Source organism: Pleurocapsa sp. FMAR1 (assembly GCF_963665995.1).
Classification (GTDB): Bacteria; Cyanobacteriota; Cyanobacteriia; order Cyanobacteriales; family Xenococcaceae; genus Waterburya.
The window spans coordinates 1,142,623-1,165,006 of sequence record NZ_OY762512.1 but is presented as its reverse complement, the minus strand read 5'-3'; the positions used below and the strand labels follow the sequence as shown (position 1 = coordinate 1,165,006).

General features: G+C 39.7%; 19 protein-coding genes. 14 read left to right on the top strand and 5 right to left on the bottom strand.

The window, feature by feature from the left end; translation table 11 throughout:
- The first annotated feature begins 2 nt into the window (after window positions 1–2).
- From SLP02_RS05695 to SLP02_RS05675, 5 genes are all read left to right on the top strand, one after another.
- Window positions 3–1,151 carry an anhydro-N-acetylmuramic acid kinase gene (locus SLP02_RS05695; RefSeq protein WP_319419685.1) on the top strand — a complete coding sequence of 383 codons (1,149 nt, stop codon included), beginning with the start codon at window positions 3–5 and terminating at the stop codon, window positions 1,149–1,151.
- Between the two features lie 198 nt (window positions 1,152–1,349).
- Window positions 1,350–1,787: a hypothetical protein gene (locus SLP02_RS05690; protein WP_319419684.1), complete on the top strand. Its 438-nt coding sequence runs from the start codon at window positions 1,350–1,352 to the stop codon at window positions 1,785–1,787.
- 61 nt (window positions 1,788–1,848) lie between these two features.
- A complete protein-coding gene (locus SLP02_RS05685; protein WP_319419683.1) occupies window positions 1,849–3,420 on the top strand; it encodes a serine/threonine protein kinase in 1,572 nt (523 codons plus the stop codon).
- Window positions 3,421–3,434: 14 nt separating this feature from the next.
- Window positions 3,435–3,659: a regulatory protein SipA gene (gene sipA / locus SLP02_RS05680; RefSeq protein WP_319419682.1), complete on the top strand. Its 225-nt coding sequence runs from the start codon at window positions 3,435–3,437 to the stop codon at window positions 3,657–3,659.
- A 112-nt stretch (window positions 3,660–3,771) separates the two neighbouring features.
- Window positions 3,772–4,272 (top strand): hypothetical protein, encoded by a 501-nt coding sequence (locus SLP02_RS05675; protein ID WP_319419681.1) that lies wholly within the window; start codon window positions 3,772–3,774, stop codon window positions 4,270–4,272.
- Between the two features lie 99 nt (window positions 4,273–4,371).
- Here the strand turns inward: SLP02_RS05675 and SLP02_RS05670 are convergent, their stop codons facing one another.
- Window positions 4,372–6,540 (bottom strand): right-handed parallel beta-helix repeat-containing protein, encoded by a 2,169-nt coding sequence (locus tag SLP02_RS05670; RefSeq protein WP_319419680.1) that lies wholly within the window; start codon window positions 6,538–6,540, stop codon window positions 4,372–4,374.
- A gap of 116 nt (window positions 6,541–6,656) precedes the next feature.
- On the opposite strand from SLP02_RS05670, the gene SLP02_RS05665 reads away from it, so the two are divergent.
- Window positions 6,657–8,042, top strand: a complete 1,386-nt coding sequence (locus SLP02_RS05665; protein WP_319419679.1) for a lysophospholipid acyltransferase family protein — start codon at window positions 6,657–6,659, stop codon at window positions 8,040–8,042.
- Between the two features lie 108 nt (window positions 8,043–8,150).
- The gene (locus tag SLP02_RS05660) at window positions 8,151–9,482 is read left to right on the top strand and encodes a DUF58 domain-containing protein (RefSeq protein WP_319419678.1); all 1,332 of its coding nucleotides are present in this window, start codon (window positions 8,151–8,153) and stop codon (window positions 9,480–9,482) included.
- Window positions 9,483–9,756: 274 nt separating this feature from the next.
- Here the strand turns inward: SLP02_RS05660 and SLP02_RS05655 are convergent, their stop codons facing one another.
- Window positions 9,757–11,409, bottom strand: coding sequence for a mechanosensitive ion channel (locus SLP02_RS05655; protein WP_319419677.1), 1,653 nt, complete (start codon window positions 11,407–11,409; stop codon window positions 9,757–9,759).
- A 390-nt stretch (window positions 11,410–11,799) separates the two neighbouring features.
- Between SLP02_RS05655 and SLP02_RS05650 the strand changes: the two genes are divergently transcribed.
- Complete coding sequence (locus SLP02_RS05650; RefSeq protein WP_319419676.1) at window positions 11,800–12,261, top strand: SRPBCC family protein; 462 nt, start codon at window positions 11,800–11,802, stop codon at window positions 12,259–12,261.
- Window positions 12,262–12,305: 44 nt separating this feature from the next.
- On the opposite strand, the gene recJ is transcribed toward SLP02_RS05650, so the two are convergent.
- Window positions 12,306–14,636 (bottom strand): single-stranded-DNA-specific exonuclease RecJ, encoded by a 2,331-nt coding sequence (gene recJ, locus SLP02_RS05645; protein ID WP_319419675.1) that lies wholly within the window; start codon window positions 14,634–14,636, stop codon window positions 12,306–12,308.
- Window positions 14,637–15,531: 895 nt separating this feature from the next.
- Between recJ and SLP02_RS05640 the strand changes: the two genes are divergently transcribed.
- Together SLP02_RS05640 and SLP02_RS05635 are read left to right on the top strand one after the other, a co-directional pair.
- A complete protein-coding gene (locus tag SLP02_RS05640) occupies window positions 15,532–16,185 on the top strand; it encodes a DUF3386 domain-containing protein (protein ID WP_319419674.1) in 654 nt (217 codons plus the stop codon).
- A gap of 87 nt (window positions 16,186–16,272) precedes the next feature.
- The gene (locus SLP02_RS05635; RefSeq protein WP_319419673.1) at window positions 16,273–16,509 is read left to right on the top strand and encodes a NifU family protein; all 237 of its coding nucleotides are present in this window, start codon (window positions 16,273–16,275) and stop codon (window positions 16,507–16,509) included.
- Between the two features lie 152 nt (window positions 16,510–16,661).
- Here the strand turns inward: SLP02_RS05635 and SLP02_RS05630 are convergent, their stop codons facing one another.
- Window positions 16,662–18,086: a UDP-N-acetylmuramoyl-tripeptide--D-alanyl-D-alanine ligase gene (locus SLP02_RS05630; protein ID WP_319419672.1), complete on the bottom strand. Its 1,425-nt coding sequence runs from the start codon at window positions 18,084–18,086 to the stop codon at window positions 16,662–16,664.
- Window positions 18,087–18,569: 483 nt separating this feature from the next.
- Here SLP02_RS05630 and SLP02_RS05625 point away from each other — a divergent pair, with 483 nt between their 5' ends.
- Both SLP02_RS05625 and SLP02_RS05620 read left to right on the top strand, forming a co-directional pair.
- Window positions 18,570–18,824, top strand: a complete 255-nt coding sequence (locus SLP02_RS05625; protein WP_319419671.1) for a hypothetical protein — start codon at window positions 18,570–18,572, stop codon at window positions 18,822–18,824.
- A 110-nt stretch (window positions 18,825–18,934) separates the two neighbouring features.
- Window positions 18,935–19,252: a hypothetical protein gene (locus tag SLP02_RS05620; protein WP_319419670.1), complete on the top strand. Its 318-nt coding sequence runs from the start codon at window positions 18,935–18,937 to the stop codon at window positions 19,250–19,252.
- A 147-nt stretch (window positions 19,253–19,399) separates the two neighbouring features.
- Here SLP02_RS05620 and SLP02_RS05615 read toward each other — a convergent pair whose 3' ends face one another.
- Entirely contained in the window at window positions 19,400–19,690 is a 291-nt protein-coding gene (locus SLP02_RS05615) for a hypothetical protein (protein ID WP_319419669.1), read from the bottom strand.
- Between the two features lie 241 nt (window positions 19,691–19,931).
- Here SLP02_RS05615 and SLP02_RS05610 point away from each other — a divergent pair, with 241 nt between their 5' ends.
- Together SLP02_RS05610 and SLP02_RS05605 are read left to right on the top strand one after the other, a co-directional pair.
- On the top strand, window positions 19,932–21,221 hold the full coding sequence (locus SLP02_RS05610; RefSeq protein WP_319419668.1) for an HhoA/HhoB/HtrA family serine endopeptidase: 1,290 nt from the start codon (window positions 19,932–19,934) through the stop codon (window positions 21,219–21,221).
- A gap of 423 nt (window positions 21,222–21,644) precedes the next feature.
- Complete coding sequence (locus SLP02_RS05605; protein ID WP_319419667.1) at window positions 21,645–22,298, top strand: DUF4142 domain-containing protein; 654 nt, start codon at window positions 21,645–21,647, stop codon at window positions 22,296–22,298.
- Window positions 22,299–22,384 lie beyond the last annotated feature (86 nt).

Genomic DNA, 22,384 nt, shown 5'->3' with positions numbered 1-22,384 from the left:
TCATGAAAGTTATCGGCTTAATGAGTGGCACTTCTGTCGATGGTATTGATGCTGCTTTGGTAGAAGTTAGCGGTAGAGAGAAAGATTTAGAAGTAAGACTGTTGGCAGGAGCGACTTTTGTTTATCCCGAACAATTAAGAGCAAAAATATTAGCAGTATGTGGTGGTCAAGCAGTTTCGATCGCTGAACTAGCTGCTTTAGATGATGCAGTGGCAATTCAATTTGCCGAAGCAGCACAAAAAATTCAATCTCAGCATTCAATTGCTGAATTAATTGGCTCTCATGGTCAAACGGTATATCATCGACCACCATCAAAAATAAAAACAAATCAAAATTTAGGCTACAGTCTCCAGCTTGGACGGGGAGATTTAATTGCTCGGATTACGGGCATCAAAACTATCAGTAACTTTCGTGCAGCAGATATTGCCTTAGGGGGAGAAGGCGCGCCTTTAGTGCCTAAAATAGATGCTTGTTTGCTATCCCATCCCACCAAAACCAGAGCGATTCAAAATATAGGCGGTATTGGCAATGTGGCATATTTACCTGCTAGCCAAACACAAGACTGGGAGAAACGAGTTTGCGGTTGGGATACAGGACCAGGTAATGCTCTTTTAGATTTAGCTGTTACTCGCCTGACTAATGGTAGCAAAACCTACGATCGCGATGGTCAATGGGCGGCACAAGGAACTCGGGATCATCAATTAGTAGAACAATGGTTAAAGCATGATTTTTTTCATCAGTTTCCCCCAAAATCTACTGGCAGAGAATTGTTTGGTAAAGATTATCTCGATCGCTGCTGGCAAGATATGGAGCAAAAGCAGCTAAACAATGGCGATCGCCTTGCTACCTTAACAGAACTTACCGTCGCCTCAATTGTCCATAGCTATCGACAGTTTTTACCCCAAATACCCGACGAAGTTTTGCTTTGTGGCGGAGGCAGTAGAAATTCCTATATGAGACATCGCTTACAAGCTGAGTTAATATCGGCACATATTGGCACAACAGACGAGGTAGAACTTAACGGCAATTTGAAAGAAGCGATCGCTTTTGCAGTATTGGCATACTGGAGAGTTAATTCTATTCCTGGTAATTTACCTCAAGTAACAGGCGCAGACAAACCTACTTTATTAGGAAATATCTATTGCCCCTAAAAAATTGGTTGCACCTTCATGGGATGGTAGAAGCTGACTTGGGGACTTGGGGACTTGGGGACTTGGGGACTTGGGGAATCATTAATCTTCTTTGTTCATAATCATACATGCGGCAAACCAGGCGCCTTTGTGCAGCTATGCAACCCCAAAAATTAAATCTAGATTTTTTAATAATACGCAAATCATGAGGATAAAGTTGTGGCTCATAGTTTTCTGGTAGATGCAGGCTATTGGAATGTAAAGGGTCATTGGCTTAAGCCCAATTTAACACCAATTACCTTAGAAGGTGATATTCAAATTGCTTGGAAACGAGCAAACTGGTTCAAAATGACCACCAGTTTAGCTTGTGATGATGAAGCTGAAACCAAAATTATTTATCAGTGTAGGGGTAATTTAAATTACGAAGAGAAATATTATACTTATGTTGCTCAACATAGCCTTTTAGGGAACATTGAGGGAGAGGGGCGACTTGGATTGCAGTCTATTATTCAGTATTACTGGTTTTTAGGAACTACTACCAATAAAAAGGGATTGGATACTTTTTACTGTATAGACCAAAATACCTACTACCTGACTAGCAATATTCTAGAAGGTCACAGTCTCTTAAGCACAATCGAAGTCACCCTCAAACGTTAAAGATATTTATAAGTTAAGACCAAAATAACAGAAGCCACAACAGCTTCCAATATATGAAGATATGAATAAAGATTCTAACACTGGTCGTTTACTTGCCAACCGCTATCAACTATATGATTTAGTTGGCGAAGGTGCTATGGGCAGGGTTTATCGAGCCAAAGATACTATATTGGGCGGTGTTACGGTAGCGATAAAATTCTTGGCACAGGCTCTACTTAACGATAATATGCGTGAGCGTTTTGAGCGTGAGGCAACAATTTCGGCTTTGTTAGGCGAAAAAAGTATTCATGTTGTCCGAGTCAGAGATTACGGAGTAGACGAAAGCAATATTCCTTTCTATGTGATGGAGTTTCTTTCGGGAGAAAGCATCAACGAGCTAATTTGCCATCAGCCAATGTCTTTAAACAGATTTCTCACCCTAACTCGTCACGTCTGTTTTGGTCTAGATTCGGCTCACAAAGGTATTTATGTGAATGGTGAACTAAGCCACATTATTCATCGAGATATTAAGCCTAGCAATATTATCGTACTGCAAGATCCCACTCTAGGAGAAGTAGCAAAAATCCTCGATTTTGGGATTGCTAAACTAATTCAAGCCAATGCTAATCAAACTCAATCATTTATGGGGACTTTGGCATATTGCTCTCCCGAACAAATGGAAGGCAAAGAATTAGATCATCGTTCTGATATTTATAGTCTAGGCATCATGATGTACGAAATGCTGACTATGGATATGCCGCTATTGCCTCAAAACTCTTCCTTTGGAGGCTGGTATCAGGCTCACCACAACTTTAAACCAGAACCATTTAGTAGCAACCTTGGCTTACCGACCGAATTACAAAATTTAGTATTTCGCTGTTTGGCAAAGAAGAGAGAGGATAGACCGCAAAACGTCGGCGAGATTATTAATGTTTTAGACACAATTGAGCAACAGACTAAATCTAGATCGACAAACCCCAGTCAGGGAAATATGGCTCAGGAACATCAGTTAGAAATTAAGGATCACAATACTGACCAGAAGACTAAAAACACAGCATTTGCTAAGGATCAAACCGTCAATGCCGAATTTTCGGTGACAGAGACTTGTTTGCAAACTCCCTGGCCAAAAAACAAGCCATTACAGAAAATTGTTTTTCCTCAACTAATTTCTACTCCTTTGGGAGAAGCTCCTGTTCTTTGCGTCATGCTAGATCCAGAAGGTATTCAAAAGCGAATATCTAGCACGCGCTACAATCAATTCCTCTACCTAAATCATCCCCATCCAATGTTGCTTTGGATCACTGTTTTATATAACCTAGAACATGGGGCTAAATGGCTTTCCTGTTATTTAGACCTTAAATCTCATAAAGGACAACAGATTAGCCGCGCCCTAGCAGAACAGGGTAAATATCGTATTTTATTCTATGCCCTAAATGAATCTCAGCAATGCCAGCATATTGTCAGTTCGATAATTAATGCTCGTAATTGTAAAATGTTGAAGCAATGGGCAGATCTTAGTCAGGTAACAAGAAGCGTCGGCGATGCCAAAACGGCAAAAGAAATTTTAAGACAAGAATTAGAAAAGTTAAAAGACAAGATTTTGACTAAAGTAAAGGCTTCTAAAGCAACTGATGTAAATTCAGTAGAAAAATAATAAATTGATAATTAATGAGTAGTGAACAGCAAAAATTCAAAGTAGGCGATCGCATTAAAATTATATCTCTTCCTGCCTATATTAAAACCGCAGAACCTATGCCCATGTTACGTCCTCCTAATCTATTGACGGTAGGAGAACAAGGAACAATTATGGATCGTCGTCCTGGAGGCTATTGGGGCATTCGTTTTACTCAAGGAGCATTTTTGTTAGAGAGTCAATATATAGAAATAATCTGATCGCAAAAGCGGTTTTTACTATTCCTAAAAAGTAGTTTGAGTGGAACAAAAAAATAATGGTAGCGTCATCAAAGTATATGTATTTTGATGTTTAAAAAGTAGATTAATATAAGTGTTTAAAGCTATCGTTAAGCCAATTTTTTTTAAAACAAAGAGTCAATTTATCTTCAAACAAGCTGCTTGGTTATTATTAACTGGAGCTAGCTTGAATGTCAACGTTTCCTCAGCCTTTGCTCAGATTGTAATTAATCAAAGTACTATGATCCAGCCTCTAATTATTGAAGGAATGAGTGGTGGTTCAGTTGCTGCTTTAGAAATTACTCAAACTGAAAATACTGCCACAGGTTATTGTGATGGCTTTGCCAATTCTCAGCCTAATCATATTTTAGAAATCGACTCTTATTGGCAATTTTTGCGCTTGGAAGTTGAAAGTGATGCCGATACAACTATCATGGTTCAAGGTTCTGGAGGAACATGGTGTAATGATGATGTAAGTAGTGCTAATCCAATGATCGAAGGAGTATGGCAGCCAGGAATATATAAAGTCTGGGTGGGTTCATATCAGGCTCAGTCTAGCAATAAATACCAGATTAAAATTACAGGACAAAAATAGTTATTAGTTGTTAGTTATTAGTTATTTAGGTAAGTAAAATAGTGCTTTAGCATTACACATTCAGCAATGCCGTTGATTTGAAATGAGTTAGAGATGCAATTATTTTTCTAATTCTGCAAGTGATGCAGCAGGAAGAATTTTATAAGCAGGAGAGTTGGGTTGTAGTTTAAAGTTATCTTCCTGGGGTGCAACAAATAAGGGATCTATAATTAAAGAATAGCGATCGCTTTTTTGCCATTGTTGCCAAGTTAAATTACCAAATAAGAAAGAAGATTTATCTGTTTGCCAATAGATATTACGCTGAAAAATCGCATGAGATTGATAGTCTTTGTCTAAACCAGTAAACAGTTGACCCGATTGCCAATAGACAATATTATTTTCAAACCTAAAGCTGATAAAGTTTTGCTCACGAGCAGTTTGCAGATCTTGTCGATGGCGATGAATTTGAGATTCTTTTCCAAAGGCAAAGATATTATGACGAATTAAATTTTCTTTGCCGTAGTGTTGAGCAAAACCGCTGTGGCTAGTGCTATAGACTAGATTATATTCTGCCACTATATAAGAACTACCTTCATCCAGATAAATTCCCCAGCCACCATAGCGTAAGGCATTGATATCGTGAATTTGGTTATGGCAAATTTTAGTTCCTTCTTGGCAGCCTAATATATAGATACCACCCATATCGCTCATGATTGGTCCATCACCATTGCTCAACTTGCCGATGTGGTGAATGTTATTGTCTATAACTAGGTTTTGATAGCTTTGAGTTGGTTGAAAACTCCAATCACCCATAACTGCAATGCCAGTGTAATAGTAGTCGTGGATATGATTGCCAGCTATAAGGTTATGATGGCTTTTCCACACTGCAATGGCTGCTGCACTGTGAAAAAATTTTCCGCCAGCAGATAGATGATTATTAATAATTTGATTGTGATGTGTTACCTCGGCAGTATTTAGATCAAAGTTATTAGAGTGTTTATCTCCAATTTTGATTCCTCCAGCACCCAAATCAAACAAGGAGCAACAGGAGATTCGGCTGTATTGGCAGTCTTTGCCTAACTCCAAAGCATAATTGCCCAAATGAGAGAAAGTACAATTATTCCAGGTACAGTTACGTATGGCGATCGCTTTAACTGCACCTGGCACTTCCCAGGCATTTTGATTGTAACCAGATATGTAAGCAGGTAATTGCCAGTCTGTATGAGAAAAAGCTAATTGTTCAAATTTTAAATGCTGAATATATCTATTTTCGGCTGCATTACCTGGGAAAATTAAGAGAGAGTCAAGAATAGGCGCAATAATTTCGACGGTATCGATCCCTTCTTCTGATAATGGCAAATAGTAGAGTTTAGCCTGTAGGCGATCTAAATACCATTCCCCAGGAGTATTCAACCACTTTAGAGAATTTTCTAGGTAATATAAATCTCCAGGGGCAAGTTGAAAGACGCTGTTTTTACTAAAATAAATCTGACGTTGAGTGGGATCTATTTTAACAACAGGCAAACGAGACTCTACCCAACGAGTCATGACTATCAATTCCGCGCCTTTAAAAGCAGCAGCGTTAGTATCAGGTAAATTTCCTTGGTAATATTCAAAACTGGAGTTTCCTTGTGACCAAGTTTGTCCTGGTTTAAGGTCTACTGTTTTAACCTTTAAGTACCCTTGATTAGGATAGCGCGATCGCGATCGCCTTTTGCCATTCACCCACAGATGCTGAAATTGCCATTTAGTCTCAGTGTCTTGAGGTAGCTTGACAGTCCACATTTCAATCTTGTTAACAGTTTCTTTTTGCCAACCAGTAATTAATTTCCCGCCACTGATAGTTGCTAGCTCTTTTGGGTAAGACCTATAGGTAATTAGCTGATTAATACTGCCTGAATCTTCTGGCTCAAATACTATGGGAGCAGATAAAAAATAAGTCCCGCCTCGCAAGCTGATTTTAATCGGGCGATCGCTATGCTGTAATTTTAATTCTCTAACTACTGTTTTTGCTTTTTTTATAGTTGCTAATGGACCATCGTTATTAAATTGGTTAGCTGTTTCAAGTCTTCCTGTCCAAGAATCATTACCGTTGAGGGCAACATACAAATTAATTGGCTCTGCATGGGCAAATAAAGGAGCAGTTAAAGCTGGCTTGGCGATTACTTCTTTATGCAGCGCGGTCTTGGGGCTTTCCTTCATGAGCGGCTGCATCGCTTCTAGACCTTTTTTGATGACGACGATGAGCCAGCCTAATAAGATCTGGAATAAAAAAATACGACGCAGCATAGATAGTTACAGTACTGGACAAAACAGTAAAAGAAATTTGAGCTTTAATAGTAATGACCTTTTATTAGACATTGTTTTGGATTTGAGTCTATTTCCAAGTCAATGATAAATTGTAAATGATTAATGAAATGACTCAAGCTCAACCCTCCCTAAAGTTTGTTCCCCCAGACTACAATCCTTTAGTATGGAAAGCGGGAAAGATAATATCACCATTTTGGTTACGCTACAACCTTGATATTGTTAGCGTCAAGATTGATAATGCCACAGAATTGATTAATTTATTTAGTCAGTTTCAGCAGGGAAAAACTCGGTTTATGCTGGCATTTCGTCATCCTGCTGTTACCGATCCTCCCTGTATTGCTCAGTTGTTATGGAATCAGTTACCCCAAATAGCTAGCCAACAAGGAGTAAATTTAAAAGCTCCCGTACACGCTCACTTCATTTACGATCGCGGTATTCCTCTTTGGGCAGGTAAAAAAGTAGGCTGGGGCATCTCTAAATTAGGCGGGACTCCCATTCGCAGGGGTGCATTGGATCGGGTTGGTTTACGTTCGGTGCGAGATTTATTTGTGAATGGCAAGCTGCCTATGGCTGCTGCACCAGAAGGCGCAACTAACGGTCATAATGAATTGATCAGTTCCTTAGAGCCTGGTATTGCTCAGTTTGGCTTTTGGTGTCAAGAAGATTTGCTCAAGGCTAATCGTCCTGAAAATGTGGCGATCGCTCCTTTAGGCATCAGATATTTTTATCAAACTGCACCCTGGCAATATTTAGATCGGTTGCTGGCTCAACTCGAAGTCGATAGTGGCTTGCAGAAGATCACTCCAGCCAGCATGGGACTAGTAAACGGTGTTGCTCCTACAGCTAGCCAAGAAGATATTCTTTATCAAAGACTTTATACTCTAGCAGAATATCTCTTAGCTTTGATGGAAGAATTTTATAGTAAGTTTTATCATCAGCAGCTAGTTGCTGAAAATCAAGATTTGCCCAGTCGCCTTCAGGCTTTATTAGATGCTGCTTTGAAAGTAGCCGAACAGTCTTTGGGAGTTAAGCCAAATGGCAGTATAAGCGATCGCTGTCGGCGGGTAGAACAGGCAGGATGGAATCGTATTTATCGCGACGATCTATCGGCATTAGACAATCTTGCCCCCGCAGTCAAAGGTTTAGCGGATCTGATCGCCTCAGAAGCAGAGTTGCGCTTGTGGCATATGCGCTTAGTCGAAAATTTTGTCAGCGTCACGGGACACTATGTAGCTGAAAAGCGAACTGTAGAAAGATTTGCCGACACTATTTTACTTTTATGGAAAATGGTAGCCCGACTTAAGGGAGAATCTGAAGGTAAAACGCCCTATCTTGGTAAAAAAACTGTCCAGATGACGGCTATGCCCGCACTTTTTATCGATCAATACTGGGAACAATATAAATCTAATCGTCGCCAAGCAGTTGAAGATCTAACTCAAGATCTTCGCTCTGCATTAGAAAAATCAATTTTAAAGGGATAAGGAATAAAGCTCAATCTGACCTGACCTGTGACCTGTGACCTGTGACCTGTGACCTGTGATTTCTGAACTATGCCAAGATAGTGCTTTGTTTTCCATACCCTAATGTAAATGAAACTTCTCTATCGCCTGTTTTGCTTTAGCTATGGGATACAGCAGTGGTTAGTTAGACGTTTTACTACTGGTGGGTTAGCTATGCTAGTTTGCTTGCTGGCTGCTGCAATTATTGGTCTGGATACCAAACAGACTATGGCATATCAGGTTTTGGCTTTTTTGTTGGCGGTTTTAATAATTGCGATCGCCTTTAGCTTTTATTTCCGTTTTCAATTTAGGGCAACGCGCACATTACCCAGGTTTGCCACAGTTGGCGTTAAGCTTTCTTATCCTCTAGTTATTACTAACAAAACTAAGAAGATACAGGCGGGATTAAAATTTATTGAAGAGATTGCCCATCCTAAATTAAGTTTAGGCGAATTTAAGCAAATAGTAAAATCTTCTACCAAAAAAGGCAGAATTAATTCCTTGACCTATATCTATATTCGTTGTTTAAAAGCGATCGCTCGCCAAAGAAAAGCCGAAGCCAAGGCGATCGATTTACCTATCCTCAAGCCTGATAGCGAAACCAAAATTCGGGGCGAAATTACGCCAACTCATCGAGGAGTCGTTCGACTTAGCCGAATCACAATTTTACGCCCCGATCCGTTTAACTTGTTTAATGCCATAAAAACTATCAGCTTGCCCCAATCACTGTTAGTTTTACCCCAAAGATATCAGCTACCAAGAATTAATTTGCCAGGAGCAAGAATGTCCCAATCTGGTAGCGTTAGTTTGGCTTCTTCTGTAGGCGATTCAGAAGAGTTTGTCTCTTTGCGAGATTATCGCCCAGGCGATCCTCTCCGCAAAATTCATTGGCAAAGCTGGGCAAAAACAGGCAAACCAGTAGTTAAGGAAGAAAAAAGCGAGTATTTTGTGCGTCATGCCCTGGTGCTAGATACTTTCCAATCCCAAAGCCAAAGCGAAATCCTCGAAGAAGCCATTTCTGTAGCAGCATCTTTTGCCTGGGATCTCCATACCCAAGAATCATTGTTGGATCTAATGTTTGTGGGCATAGAATCCTATTGCTTTACGAGCGGTAGGGGTTTGGGCAATAGCGAACAAATGCTGGAGATTTTAGCGGGGGTTACGGCTTGTCAGGATAAAACTTTTGCTTATTTAACTGCTGGCCTAATAGAGCGAATATCAATGCTGAGTGGCTGTATTTGTATTTTTATTGATTGGGATGAAGAGAGAAAGAAGTTAGTAGAATATCTCCAAGGATTTAAAATTCCGCTTTTGCTATTGTTAATTACCAAGGAAGAAAAGCAGTATAACCATCTCAATGTAGAAAATTTACATATCTTACCATTGGGCAAAATACAGACAGCACTTATGAATCTTATATGAAACACTCAAATGTTTGCTACGTATGATTAATTTATAGACCTGGGGACTTGCGGTGCGACCCTCTAAAGGGTTCGCCAGTTCCCTGTGGAGGGAAACCCGTCCGCAGGAATGGACTCACCGCGTCGCCCCGTCACCCCGTCACCCCGTCACCCCGTCACCTGATTCGTGTCATTCTTTTTTGGAATTCATATTAATTGAAAAGCTCCCAGTAGTTTAATACTGAAAGCCATGATAAAACTTAAATTAGGTCGTTGAATATAAATTCAACGCTAAGTTATCGACCCTTAAAAGAACTAACCCAAGATTTTAGTTCTTCTCGTGCCACTTCTCGACCACCTAAACCAAATGCTAGAGCGATCGCCACAGCAATTCCCCCTAGAATCAAGCCAAATGCCAGATTAACAATATTAGGAGCAATTCCCATACGGTTTAACGCCATCGCGCCTACAAGAGTGATAATCGCCACACGAGCAGATTGCGCTAGCAAACGTGATTGAGTAGTTCCTGAAGCTATAATCAGTTTGTAAGCGAAATTTGCTAAGTACAGACCAATAGCAAAGACAACTACCCCAATCAAGACTTGACCTGCGATCGCTAAAATAACGCGGAAGACATCTTCTAAAGCAGGGATTCCCAAAATATTTACGGCTGTCAGGGTAGCAACTAGCATGATTGCCACTAAACAAATCAAGCCAACTAACTCCGAAGGTGTTTTGGAACTTACACTAGATTCAGTTTGAATTCTAGTAGGTTGCTCGCTAGCCAAACCTAATTCTGCTGGTCTATTTAAAGGTTGTGACCCTGGAGGAGGAAAGTCACTACCAGCAGTAGTAGATGATATTCCCAACCACTGGAACAAATTGTTAAAACCAACATTAGTCAAAATATTGCTAACAAACTCAGATACAAACTTCCCTACAAAGTAGAAGATAGCCAGAACTATTGCTGCTGCAAATAGTTTTGGAACTAAGTCCAAGACTTGATTCAGCATCTCGGTTGCTGGATCGGAAATAGCACTAATCTGTAACTGTTGTAATGCAGCAATAATACCTGGAATTAAAATCAGTACAAAAACTATTGTGCCAATAATTGAAGATAGAGACTGGCTTCCTGTAGTACGCCCTAGCCCGACTTTACGACCGATGTTATCTACGCCAGTAGCAGCTAATAAGTTGGAAACAATGCGTTTAACAATAGTTGCCACAAACCAAAATACGGCTGCAATAATAATTGCACCCAAAATATTTGGTAATAGTGCCAAAATCTCATTGAGCATTGATTGGACTGGCTGAAGAGTTCCGTTTAGCTGCAAAGCATTAAGTATTGCAGGAAGAAACAGCAGAAAAATCAGCCAATATAGGGCATTACCTAAAGTATCGGTTAAGGAAAAATCGCCAGTGTCGGACGAATCTAAGCCTAAACGCTGCTCTATATTTAACGCGCCCAATCCTCTAGTTACTATTGTTTTGACAATAGTTGCTACTACCCAGGCAATACCCAGTAAAAAGGCCGCCCCAATGATTTTGGGAATAAAGCCTGTTATTTGGTCTAAGAGCGTATTTAAAGGCCCAGATACCGCCTGCAAATTTAGCGTATTTAAAGCAGCTATAATGACAAATAGCATTATTAGCCAGAAACATAGGTTGGCAATCCAGCTTTCAATCGGAAAAGACTGTGCGCCTCTTTGTCCAACAACAGCAGCAGCAATTCGATTGTCTATATCGGTGCTGTTAAGTATCTTTTTAACAACTCCTTTGACAATGATGGCTATAATCCAGCCAATAATTAAGATGAGAAGAGCTTTAACAAAGCTCCAGATATCAACTCCTAGTTGACCTTGAAGTTGCTGTATAGGATTTGCCTGAGCCTGAGCCTGAGCCAAAAGCAAAGGATCTAGTGACGAAATATTACTAAGTATTTGTGTCATGTTTGTTTAGTTTTAATTCTATCTAGTCACAGATTACTCTGCCGCGTCCGACATAAACGGACTGAGCCTACTGTGAGCGTTGGTTATTCTCGCCATAAATAGTAGCGGGAATCAATACAGATGTCTTGTTATTTTCACAAGTAAGTATATTTTTCTGCAATAATTATCCCAAATTAAATCCCAGATGTTTAAAAAATTAATGTTCTTAGCTCTTTTTAAGCCAAATTACTGAGTTTAAACTTAATATTTTTATACTTTTCCCAAAATCAAAATATTTCATAGTGTCGCATTTTCCAAAAAACTGGCTGATTATTTAAAAATAAAGAGAAGGTTAAATATACAGCACCCACATTTTTTATCTGATTCATATTCGTATTTTTGCTCAAATCTATGCCATCTGCTCAAATTTTTGAACAATCTATTAAAATCAAAGCCAGTTCGGTAATCACTGAAGAATGCATAACGGACTTAAAATTAATGCATCGTTGGCTAAATCCAATGCTAAAGTGTGAACCAATTGGCATTTGGAGTACGACTGTAGGCAGCCTGAGTCGTTTTACGCTCAAAATTCCTCTACTCCAGCCAAGTCTTAGAAGCGTTGTGATTCAAAGAGAACCAGGTCTAATTGTCTGGGAATTTGACGGCTTTTTTAAAGGACGCGATCGCTGGGAATGTCAACCCACTAAAGATGGTACATTTCTCTTAAATCGTTTTGAATTTGCTATTCCTAACCCGATGGTTAGCTGGGGATTTAACAATTTTGCAGTCAACCTAACCAAAAAAGATATGCAGGCACAGTTAAGAAGGCTAAAAAGAGTTGCTGAAGAAGTCTATCGCCATAGTGACAATTAATGTAGGGGCGATTAGCGTTGGCGAAGCCTTCTCGAATATCGCCCTTACATTAGTGACAGTTGTCTATTAATTGTCGGCAAGGGGACTTTGTAAAAGTATTGACGTTGAAAATTTTCTTCTTTGATGGTTGACAAAAAAGTGTCTATTTGATTATTCAGGTTGGCATCAAGATTTTCTTCAAAGGCAAACTGATATAAATTATCTTTTATTTGGCATTGAAAACCTAACGTCTTAAGAGCCTGCAATCCTAGATTAAAACTATAATTGCTTAAGTTTAATTTTGCTTGTATTTGAGCTTTAGTCACCTGTTTTTGAGTACGGCTTAAATATTTAGCAACTCCCACTAACTGCTGCCAAACTTCTATAGCATCTGGCGATCGCTCGGATGTATATGCCAGGACAAGAGAGCGATCGCAATTTAGTGCCTGATGGTATGAGGAGCGAATATCACCCCAGTTATTAGGACATTGCTGCAAGATGCTTACCTGAGATAAGGGTATTTCCAAACTGTCTAATTCTTGAGGCGCAAAACGACAATCTATTACCGAAAATGCTGGTTCAAAAGTAGAATTGCCTAAAGAACTTTCTGACATCAAACGGACTGCAACTAGTCTAATTTCATACTGTTTGCTGTAGGTATTGAAATCTAATTCGGCGATCGCTTCACACTTTCCCGTAACGGGTATTTCATCCTTATAATGTCCCCACCAAAGACCAGGAAACCCCCGATCAGTTGAATCATCCCAAATATTAAAAGTAGTCCTAATATATTGAACCTGTTGCCCGCGTCTGTCTTTGATATTTTTATTCCAGGCATTTTTAAACCAGCAGTTTTTAATTAATAACTTGGGAATAGGATTACCCATTCCATAGGGTTCAAGCTGTCTTAATTCATTAAATAAATCTTCTCCCAAATCCGCCACCGTAACTACCAAATCAGCCTCAATTTGGGGCATCATGACTGTAACGTCAACTTGTTGTCGTAGTTGCTGGTTGATTCCTTGCTTAAACAAATTTAGATTAGCTAAGGGCAGACTTAATCCTGCGGCAAAAGGATGTCCCCCAAAACGATGGAGTAAATCGGACTGGGACTTAACTAATTTATATAGATCGATACCGTTGACAGATCTTGCCGATCCTCTTGCCATTATTTCTTTATCATTCGCCCCTACCATGTTGCTATCGCTACTTAGCAAAACCGTGGGACGACCATATTCTTGGGCAATTTGTCCCGCAGCCAAACCTAAGACTCCACCCTGCCACTGAGGATCTTCGAGGACAATAACTGACGTGGTAGATAAATCTAGCTGCTCTAACTTTTTAATAACCTGTTTAATGGTGTCTTTCTGCAAAGATTTACGCCGAGTATTAGCCAACTCTGCTTCTTCGGCTAGCTGGCTGCATTTTTGAGCATCACGACTGGTAAGTAGTTCCACACAAAAACTAGCATCACCATGAATACGGCTAACAGCATTAATTCTTGGCCCTAAGCCAAAAGAAATATCCGTAGGGCGATCGCCATTTCGACGGCATAAATCAAGTAATTTAGCCACTCCTGGACGAGTCATAGTCTCGGCTTTGACCTGTTTTTGTAGCTGTTGGATTCCCACCTGTGCCAAATAGCGACAGTCTCCCTTCAACTCCACTAAGTCGGCAATTAAACCAATGGCAACTAGATCTAATAAATTCTCTAACGGCTGCTGGGGGACATCGGGCAAAGCTGTATATAAAGCTTCAACCAGTTTGTATGCCACTGCTACCCCAGAAAGATTATATAAAGGGTGATCGGTTTCTAAATAACGAGGATTGATAATTGCTGTTACTTCGGGACGAGCTTCAGGCAAAGTATGATGATCGGTGACGATGATATCAATACCTAAATCCGTCGCATATTCAATCTCTGCTAAATTTGTACTCCCCGTGTCGCAGGTAACAATTAACTTTGTCCCCGCCTCTGCTAGTCTAGCTATGCCAGAATTATTTAAACCGTGGGACTCGGTAATACGATTGGGAATATAGTAATCAAGCTGCAAATGTTGCGGAAAAAACTGTCCTAGTCCATCCCATAAAACGCTAGTAGAAGTAATACCATCCGCATCAAAATCCCCCCAGATTGTCACCTTTTGGGAGCGATCGCCAGCCTGCTGTAAACGTTCTGTAGCCCAATCCATTTCTAAGCCAAAAGCACTAGGACTACTAGGCTGATATTGAGCAGGATCGAGAAATCCTGCTAAGTGATCTAAGTCTTGGATTCCTCTTTGCCACAGCAATTGCGCGACATACTGAGAATTTCTGCCCGTAATCTTTGCCACCCCTTCAATAAATTCCTGGGGTATATCTGATGCCGATAAAATCTTCCACTTTGCATTTAACATTTATCAGTAGTTGCAAGACTCCCTAATTTAAATCGCCTCAGACACATTCTAATTCCCACAGAGTATATTTCTTAAAAGCTAAGAGCTAAGAGCTAAAAGCTGATAGCTAAAAACAATAACATTAACGATTCCAAACTTTCAATTACAAATACCTTTAACGATTCCAAAGATCTTCCCACCATGTAAAGGGTTTAGCTTCGACAAACTTAATGCGATCGCGGATTTCTTTAATTTTCCAGCCTGTTAAGCTAGCAAGAGACTTAGCTTCACGCTCTTGCCTTTTTTTGACTGACTGTCGGTATTCCTTGCCAACATCACAGGTAAGCTCTCCTTCATAGGGATGACGAATTACATATTACATATTTGCCTTGAAACAAATTGCGATCGCTCGTTGCCTGAAATTTAAGATCTTCAGGGAATTTATCTCGACTATAGCGAAAATAAATTATTTTGTTGGGTGACGCTAAAGCCCAATCAGGTTAAAGGCACTACGGAGAGATGTTAATACTTTGGGACTAACTAAGATGTTTACAAAAAATCTTTCAAGGATTTTCTTCCGCTTCGAGATCTTCTATTAGACTATTTTGTTTATGCGTATGAATTAGAAAAATTACTAGAGAATAACAACTGTATACCCAAAATCCAATATATATCAGTAAAATAAACCAGGATTCAGGACTATTTAAATTAAAGCTGGATGTATTAAACTGCATTTGGCTTCCCCTAAAATGCCTTCTCTTTTAAGTTAGCCGATCGCCAGCCAAATCTATGTTTTGAGCAATACTAATTCAGCAATTTTTAGTTAATTGAAATTTCTTCGGGTGCTTACTGTGAATTGGGGGCAAATTTTCTTAAACTAGATCACGAAGAGTAATAAAAGTTAAAATAGTAAATTATGTCAGATAATACCGCACGCGATCGCTTTCGCGCAGCTTACGAAAACCGTTACACCTGGGATAGTAATTTTCCTGGCTATAGTACCAAGCTAGAACTAAAACAAGGTGATGAAGTATATACAGCCGATATTAAAGTCAATAGCGATTTGTCTGTAGAAGTTACTGGTATCGAAGACGAGAAGGTATCTGAAAGCGTTTACAACCACATGAGAGATGTGGTTACCCACCGTAAGCGCAATACCTTTGAAAATGCTCACGGTAAAAGTACTTTCACTCTAGGAGAAGAAGATGCTTCTGGTGCAGTAGAAATTTTGGTTAAGGGCGACTCTATGGGGTCTAACTACAAAATTCGCGGTACAGAAATTTCTCAGGTTAGCCGTGTCATGGGACCAATGGCTTTTGTGATTAACACTAACGAAAGTTTGGACACTGGAGAAGGCTATATTTCTACTGGTTATAATGCAATTTTCCGCGACTCCAAAACTGATAATTTAAAGGCTAAACGAGAATTTAACGAAAGCTACGAAAAGCTAGGTAACTACTATGTTCCTAAACATCAGGTCATTGAATCTATTGATCCAGACAACGATAAAATTATTACTGAGTTTACCTTCTCGCAAACCAAATTATTAGAACCCGCAACAGTTAGGTAGCAAAGGCAATTAGCGAATCGCCCCAAGGGGTGTAAGATCGCGCTAGGATCGAATAATAATAATACAAATAAATCAACTGAGTAAACTATGTCATTAGCATTAACTCAAGATAACGTAGAAACCGTCTTAGACGAACTACGTCCTTATCTTATGGCTGACGGCGGTAACGTCGAATTAGCCGAAATCGAAGGACCTATTGTGAAATTAAGACTACAGGGTGCTTGCGGTTCTTGTCCTAGTTCGGCAATGACCCTCAAAATGGGTATCGAACGCCGTCTAAGAGAGAAAATTCCTGAAATTGTTGAAGTAGAACAAGTAATGTAATTGGCTATCAGCCTTCAGCTTTTACAAATTTAATGAGGAGGGATGATTAAACTTCATCCCTTTTTTTTTGTCTATTTTATTCTCAAAATGTCGAACAAAATAAAAGCGCGATCGCCTGTTAAAGCTCAACCACAAAATAAGATTGCGATCGTCTATTCTGCCAGCTTTTTCAATACGTTACGATCTTCACTTATAATCGATTCTGTAATTTCTAATTGTTTAGCTACTCTTTCATTGTCAGAAATTAACTCATCTACAACTTTGTTTAAACCGACTGAATTAGAAGCTTTACATAAAATACGATCGCCTGAACGCATCATTTCTTTTAATTTACGAGTCAAGCTAGCGCGATCGCTAAAGCATTCTGTAGTTATTTTCTCTGCACCCCTAGCAATTTCTTGAGTTGCAGCTTCATCAGCTAATATCAGCAGCAGATCTAAGTTTAATTCCTGTGCCTTTTTCCCTACCTGACGGTGTAGCTGAGGGGAATGTTCTCCTAATTCTTTCATTGTGCCTAAGACAGCAATGTGGCGTTTGCCTGGGGTTTGTTTGAGCATCTGTAGCGCAGCCAGCATCGACTCTAAACCCGCGTTGTAGGTTTCATCGAGAACAACTAGATCATTGGGTAAATCATAGCGACGCGATCGCCCTTGAGGTAATTCTACTTTTAACTCTGCTATTAAAGGTGTCAGATCGATATTTAAAACTTGAGCAACAGCGATCGCAGCAAGATAGTTACTGGCGTTATGTTTTCCTGGTAAGGGTAAAGGTAAATCTTTGTCAAATACCCTTAGAGTAGCCAAATTAATTATTTCCCCTGAAATATCTCCCCCCGTAAAACCATAGGTGATAGTTTTTCCTTGCCAAATCCCAGCAGTTTCGATTAATAAAGAATTATCGTAATTTAAAATAGCGACACTAGAATCAGGCATTTGTGCCAAGAGTTCACATTTAGCTCTGGCGATCGCCTCTCTTGAGCCTAAGCGACCAATATGAGCCGTTCCCACGTTAGTTATGATGCCAATAGTCGGACGGGCAATATCTGTTAATAAAGCGATTTCTCCTTCGCCTCGCATTGCCATTTCAATTACGGCATAGTTATGTTCTGGGGTAATTTGCAAAAGGGTTTTAGGTACACCAATTTCGTTATTAAAGTTTGCTTCAGTTTTTAATACTTTTCCCTGGGTACTTAAAACGGCACTGACTAATTCTTTAGTACTAGTTTTTCCCACTGAACCCGTGATGCCAATTACAGGAATCTCAAAGCGATCGCGCCACCACTGAGCTATTTGCTGGTAGGCTTTAAGGGTATCTTGAACAACAAATTGCGGGATGTCTGAGGAGATTTGAGATTGAGAAACAACTACGGCGATCGCGCCTTGAGATACTGCTGACTCGACAAAATTATGACCATCGAAGTTTTCTCCTACCAAGGCAATAAATATTTCTCCAGGTTTGACATTTCTACTGTCTGTAGTAATACCGACTACAGAGTCATCCGCAACATTAGAACTAAGAGCGATTAAATTTGTCTTAAGAATTGTGCAGAGTTGCGACAAAGAGAAATAGATGCTCATGGTGTTGTTTACAGAGAAAAATACCTAAATTTACTTTTGGGCTACTAGAGTAACTCAGTGTTTTGAGTGTATATACTAACAGCTATCAAGTAAAATCTTGACCAGGGCTTCGCCCTACACGATGCGAAGCATCGAAGTCGTCCGAAGGACGGACGATCTGGGCGATAGCCCTGTGTATGAAGTGTGAGGTATGAAGTATGAAGTAAAACAGCTACTTCCTCCTACATGCGGACAAGTCCTTTGTTCCACTATAGTTGCAAGCCCCGTCGTTCACGACGGAAGAGGTTTGGTAGAGGTACAAGCCTCTTCCAAACTTGAAACTTCGCGCCTTCATACTTCTGTCTTCAAACTTCTATTGACAGACTAAGTGATTATTTACAAAATACTTTGACGGATTTTAATAATCGTGAGTTAAATGAATTTATAACCATGCGGACTTACTACTAATTGTTCAAATGCTTGGTAGTTGATAGCAAAGGCAATTTGGATCATCAACGTTATCTAGAGTTAGTTGCCTATTTAGGAGAAGTTAAAACCATTGGTTTGTTATTAAAGTTAGTCTTGCTATGCAGCAAAGTCAAACCTTATTTAGAGCAAAGATTTTCAATTCTCTTTTCCCATTACGAAACAGTAGCCGAAGATCGGGCTTCATGGCTGGTTAAATCCCTAGAAAACTTACAGGTAGCCTTTAGCGTTTATTTTGGTCAAGCAGACTTTTCTCTAATTCAGATTATCTAAGGTTAAGATGTGGCAAGAGTTTATATATTTCTTTTCTATCTGTAATTAAAAATATAAATAATTCGGCTCAACCAGTTAATCAAACAAGTAATATTGTCTATGAATACTTATTGCAGTGTGCGATCGCAAAATCTTCCCCTGAAGTAATTCAGGAATTTAAAAACTTATTGATTCAAGGAAGAAACGTCGATATTATTAATTTAGGCACTGCTCAGATGATGATGATTTTAATTAAAATAGTCTTAATCTGTCCCGAATCAAAATCTGATTTAGAGAAAAGAATTGCCTTGATTGCTAGCTATTACCAGTTAAATGCTATTCAAGAAATACCTTGGTTATTTAAAACTTTAGAACATCTTCTCATTGCTTTTAGCATTTATTTTGGCAATATTGATGTTTCAATTGCCAAGTCAGTAGTCGCTAAGTAAGTAGGCGAAAGTAACTATTTTTCAGGCTTTAATTCTATTGTCAGAATCTTTTTGTTTAAACGATGCCTTCAGGCGATCGCACTCTGGCTGATAGACACAAGTAAATTAAAATTAGTCTAGTTGTATTTTAGCTATTATCATAGGTTTTTAAGCGATGCCTTCAGGCCTCGCTTCGCAATCGCTAAATTCTGCATAACCCATAATTACTATAACCTCTGGCTCAGTGGCTATAACTATTTCGCGATCGCTCAACTGCACGTTTTTTGTGGCTAATTCTAAATGCCGATCTAACTGAGAACCTTGTTGATAATTACCATTCAAGGTCTGAAGGTCAATTCTCTGCCTTGCGCTTGAGCGTCTTGCGCGTTCATTTACAGCAGGTTGAGGAATTTGATGATTAACAAAAATGGGTGTGTGTTGATAAGTTGAAGTATCCATCTTAGTTATTGTTCAACTGCTTTAAGGGCAATTAAATTTATCTATAAATTGTCACAACTTCAATGTAGGAAGAGTTTATGACCAAAATGTGTCAAAGCCTTGTCATTGTCGTGAAGGTATTTTGGACATCAATCAACAAAAGTATTATTTGAGCGTCGTCAAACTGTTATCTTTTTGACACACAAAAGACAAACGGAAATTTTAAAAATATTAATATACAAATAAATTCAAGCTTAAAATTATGCCAACCTATCCTAAATATGATTCTAATAGTAATGTAGTTATTGGTTCTTCATCTCATCGTCGCCGTATACCTCAAAAATCTGTTGCTGCTTTGGCTTTAGTTTTGTTGGGTGCAGGACTCGGTGTGGGGGGAGACTATTTATTTGCTCACAATAGTCCAGTTTTAGGGACTACCGCAGCTGCGGAATCTAATCCAGCTACCCAAGCTAATAGCCAGGTTACTACTCCCTCGCCAGCAGAAGGTTCAGTATACAATCCGGTTGCGAGGATCGCCCAACAAGTAGGACCGGCTGTAGTGCGAATTGATTCTACTCGTACGGTCAACAATCCTAATGCCCAAATGTTTAACGACCCCTTTTTCCGTAACTTTTTTGGTTCGCAAATGCCCCAAATGCCCAATAAAGAAGTTGAGAGGGGATTAGGGTCTGGTTTTATCATCAATAAAGACGGCACGATTTTGACTAATGCTCATGTTGTCGATGGGTCAGAAAAAGTCAGCGTCACTTTAAAAGATGGTCGTACTTTTCCTGGGAAGGTAATGGGCAAAGATCCCGTTACCGATGTAGCAGTAGTAAAAGTTGATGCCAAAAATCTACCTGTAGTAAAAATTGGTGACAGTAAGACTCTACAGCCAGGAGAAACGGCGATCGCCATTGGTAATCCTTTAGGATTAGATAACACCGTCACCGAAGGTATTATCAGTGCCACAGGTCGCTCTTCAGGACAAGTAGGTATTCCCGATAAACGAGTCAATTTTATTCAAACTGATGCTGCGATCAATCCTGGCAATTCTGGTGGTCCTTTGCTAAACCAAAATGGCGAAGTGGTTGGCATTAATACCGCTATTATTCAAGGAGCCCAAGGACTTGGTTTTGCCATTCCCATCGATACTGCTAAAGGAATTTCCGACCAGTTGATTGCTTCTGGAAAGGTAGAACATCCTTTCTTGGGTATCCAAATGGTTACTCTAACCCCAGAAGTTAAACAAGAAATAAACTCTAATCCCAATAGTGGTTTGAGTGTTTATGATAATAGCGGGGTTTTGGTTATGAAAGTAGTACCAGACTCTCCTGCGGCTAAAGCTGGCTTGAGGGCTGGGGATGTCATCGGAAAAGTCAACGGACAAGCAGTTAAAGATGCTGATGCCTTACAGCAAGCAGTGGAAAGCAGCAAAGTGGGTAAAAATCTCCAGCTTGATTTAAAACGCAATGGACAACAGATGAATGTAGCAGTTAAAGCAGGAGCATATCCCACCGCTCAAGCTGATACAGAAGATCAAACGCCTTAAGATTGCGATCGCCAAAACTAACTTCAAATTTACTTTGGCAAACCGACGCAATTTTGAAACACTTTAGCCATAATAAAAATAGGCGTTGCTCAATGTGTAATGCTTAAATCCGATCTTACTTATCTATTCATAAATACAGATTGCTTAAAAGCCAATAGCGATACAAAGCACGTCGCGTTTTTTGCAAGAATACTCTTACAAGACGAAGACCCAGCGGTATAAATGCCCGATCCAGGTTCGGGCAACACGCCCTTCACAAGGCGCTGTCTGCTCTGTTGAATCAGCAACGCCTAAAAATATCCACAGCTTCTAGCCTGAATATTATCGAAATCAGTATACCAATATTTAGATAACTCGATAGCAGACAGGGACAAGTCAAAAGCCAAGCAGCTTTTGAAACAATAAAAAAAAGGAGAATTTCCCATGATTAGACTTAAATTTACTGCAATAGCAGCAGTAGCGATACTTTCAGTAACTTTAGCTGGAACAGTTTTAGCACAGCAAGCCCCTGTCAAAACGCAGCCAATGCAGCAGACCATCTCCGAACAGATAGCGCAAATGCCTTCGAGCGAGCAGCTTGGCAACACTAGCACATCTTCTTTAAGCAACAGCGAAAAAGATTTTTTGACCAAATCTGCTCAAGATAGTCTTTATGAGTTTTCTTCCGCTCAATTAGCTGTCCAGAAAGCTCAAGATCCTAAGATTGCACAGTACGGTTTACGATTAATGAATGACCACGCAGAGTATAATACGCAGCTAATGGAACTCGCTCGTCGCAAAGGCATAATCGTACCCGTCCAGTTAGATAGTCAAAACCAATCTAAGTTAGAGCAGCTTATGCAGCTTCAAGGAAGCGAATTTGATCGACAGTATATCAGCGAGTCAATGCAAGCTAACGCTAGTGACGTAAAGGATTTGCAAAGTCAAGCTACATCTGCTCAAGATCCAGATATGCAAGCTTTCATCGAGCAGTCTTTACCCGTGCAGGAGATGCATACGCAATTATCTAAGGCACTTGAAAATGGCACTAGCTACAGCAAATACCTGATGAACAATATGAATGCCGACAATTCTTGATAACGCCTACATCAACTTGTCAAGGAAGTACTAACACAACGTTCTAAATTGTTAGAGGATACAGAGGCCTGCCCAGTCTGTATCCT